The sequence below is a fragment of the Cellvibrio sp. genome (genome assembly GCF_053579595.1).
The window spans coordinates 1-3,103 of record NZ_JBRFPI010000470.1 but is presented as its reverse complement, the minus strand read 5'-3'; the positions used below and the strand labels follow the sequence as shown (position 1 = coordinate 3,103).

The following is a 3,103-nucleotide window of genomic DNA, read 5'->3' as shown; positions in this document are numbered from 1 at the left end:
TGGCAACTGGAGCGAACTGAGCCTGCAAAGCAGCATCTTCCGTTTGAGCCGCCAGCGCTTGAGCCCAGTAGAGCACCAAATAGAAATGGCTGCCACGGTTGTCCAATTCACCCGCTGCACGGCCTGGTGACTTGTTTTCGTCAAGGAACTTGCCGTTGGCTTGGTCCAAGGTTTTGGCGAATACTTTGGCTTTGGCGTTGTGGGTAACATTGCCAAAGTGATCCAGAGATTCAGCCAACGCCAGGAATTCACCCAGTGAATCCCAACGCAGATGCCCCTCTTCAACAAATTGTTGGACGTGCTTGGGAGCAGAGCCGCCCGCACCGGTTTCAAACAAACCGCCACCGTTCATCAGCGGAACAATCGACAGCATTTTGGCTGAAGTACCCAACTCCATAATCGGGAACAAGTCGGTGAGATAATCCCGCAATACGTTACCGGTCACCGAAATAGTGTCTTTACCGGCGCGGATGCGGTCGAGCGAGTATTGAATCGCCTCTTCCGGAGTTTTGATGTAAATCTCAAGGCCTGATGTATCGTGATCTTTCAGGTAGGTATTTACCTTGGTGATCAACTGGGCATCGTGAGCGCGTTTTGGATCCAACCAGAACACTGCTGGAGTCGCTGATGCGCGGGCGCGATTAACCGCCAGCTTTACCCAATCCTGAATTGGTGCATCTTTTACCTGGCAGGCACGGAAAATATCGCCTTGCTCGACAGCTTGTTCAATCAACACTTTGCCAGCTGCGTCCACTACACGTACAACACCATCAGCTGCGATTTGGAAAGTCTTGTCGTGTGAACCGTATTCTTCTGCCGCTTGCGCCATCAAGCCCACGTTAGGCACGCTGCCCATGGTAGTCGGGTTGAATGCGCCGTGTTTTTTGCAATCGTCGATAACGACTTGGTAAATACCGGCGTAACAACGATCAGGGATGCAAGCTTTGGTATCTTGCAACTTGCCTGCGGTATTCCACATTTTACCTGAGTCACGAATCATCGCCGGCATGGATGCATCAACAATCACATCGCTTGGCACATGCAAGTTGGTGATGCCTTTGTCGGAATTCACCATCGCTAATTCAGGACGGGTAGCGTAAAGCGCGGTGATATCACCTTCGATTTCCGCTTGTTTTTCAGCAGGCAAGGATTTGATTTTGGCGTAAAGGTCGCCAAGGCCGTTGTTCAGATCAACCGCCAGCTCACTCAATACAGCGGCGTGTTTTTCCAATACAGGTGCATAAAACACAGAAACAAAGTGACCGAAAATAATCGGGTCAGACACTTTCATCATGGTCGCTTTAAGGTGCACAGACAGCAACACGCCTTTGTTTTTCGCATCTTCAATTTGCTCGGCGATAAACGCACGCAGCGCTTTTTTGTTCAGCACTGAGGCATCGATAATTTCGCCAGCCAGAACTTTTACCGATTCTTTCAATACTTTGGTGGTGCCGTCTTTACCAACAAATTCGATTTTCAAATTGCCCGCATCGGCGATCAACGCTGATTTTTCGCTGCCGTAAAAATCGCCAGCGGACATGTGCGCAACATGCGATTTGGAATCCGCCGCCCAAGCACCCATTTTGTGTGGATTCTTACGCGCGTAATTTTTGACTGACAGAGGTGCACGACGATCCGAGTTACCTTCACGCAAGACCGGGTTTACAGCAGAACCTTTGATTTTGTCGTAGCGCGCCTTTGCGTCTTTTTCGGCATCGTTAGCCGGGTTTTCCGGGTAGTCAGGAAGTTTGAAACCTTGCGACTGTAACTCTTTAATTGCTGCTTTCAATTGGGGAACAGAGGCGCTGATGTTAGGCAGCTTGATGATATTGGCTTCTGGCGTTGTTGCCAGTTTGCCCAGTTCGGCAAGGTGATCACCGATAAATTGTTCTTTGGTCAGGACATCGGGGAAAGCGGCGATAATACGGCCGGAGAGCGAAATATCGCGGGTTTCGATAGCGATGCCGGAAGATTTGGTAAAGGATTGAACAATCGGGAGTAAGGAGTAAGTTGCCAGGGCTGGCGCTTCGTCGGTTTGGGTATAGATAATTTTTGAATCTGTCATTTAAAGATGGCTCCATCAATTCATGCGGCTCGGCCTTGTGAGCTCTACCATTAACGATATGAAAATTTAGAAAAAGAGCCCCGCCACAGGGAACTGCCCCTTGCCAGAGCGCGGGCGATTCTACACCTCTACAGTCCTTTATGCATGGATTATGTTGCTATGGCGACAGGGCAAATCTCAGTTAAAATCCACTTTTGCGGATTTATCTTTTGGTTGTGTGAGTATTATGGCTTCCCTGATTCTGTTCAATAAACCCTTTGGCGTACTCTCACAATTTACCGATGGTGAAGGTCGCCCAACACTCAAGGATTACATCAAGATCCCCCACGTCTACCCCGCCGGTCGATTGGATCACGACTCCGAAGGTTTGTTACTGTTAACCGATGATGGCGATTTGCAGCACCACATCAGCCATCCTGCACACAAACAACCCAAAACCTATTGGGTGCAAGTAGAAGGCGCTCCCAATAGCTATGCTTTGACCAAGTTGCGTCAAGGCGTAGAGCTCAATGATGGCATGACGCAACCCGCCGAAGTGCGCCTAATCCCCACCCCCAAACTCTGGGAGCGAGTGCCGCCCATTCGCGAACGCGCCAATATTCCCACCCAGTGGTTGGAGTTGGTGATTACCGAAGGACGCAATCGCCAGGTGCGCCGCATGACAGCAGCCGTTGGCCACCCCACCCTGCGATTAGTGAGGGTAAAAATTGGCAACTGGACATTAGAGGGAATAGAACAAGGAAAATACAAAATAGAAACTGTGCAACCAATTAAATCGGCAACTAAAACAGGAACAAATAACGCGCGTGCCAGAAACCATAATCCAAGGCACAACCCTGCAGCAAAAACACCGGGAACAAATCCGTCAACACCAATCAAATCCGGCTCAGGTAAAACATCTGCCAATAAAACAAAAGTCGCATCGCAACATAAACGCACCGCGCAAGGAACAAACACGCCAACCCAACCAACAAAACCTGCAACCAAAACCCTGGTGATTCAAAAACCAAAACCCAAGCGTATTATTGACCAGAGTTA

General features: G+C 49.5%; 2 protein-coding genes. One reads left to right on the top strand and one right to left on the bottom strand.

The window, feature by feature from the left end:
• Nucleotides 1-2,065 (bottom strand): NADP-dependent isocitrate dehydrogenase (locus tag ACWA6V_RS19855; RefSeq protein WP_449524115.1); only part of this gene is annotated, 2,065 nt, incomplete at its 3' end.
• A 226-nt stretch (nt 2,066-2,291) separates the two neighbouring features.
• Between ACWA6V_RS19855 and ACWA6V_RS19850 the strand changes: the two genes are divergently transcribed.
• Nucleotides 2,292-3,103: pseudouridine synthase (locus ACWA6V_RS19850; protein ID WP_449524114.1), on the top strand; the 812-nt coding region annotated here is incomplete at its 3' end.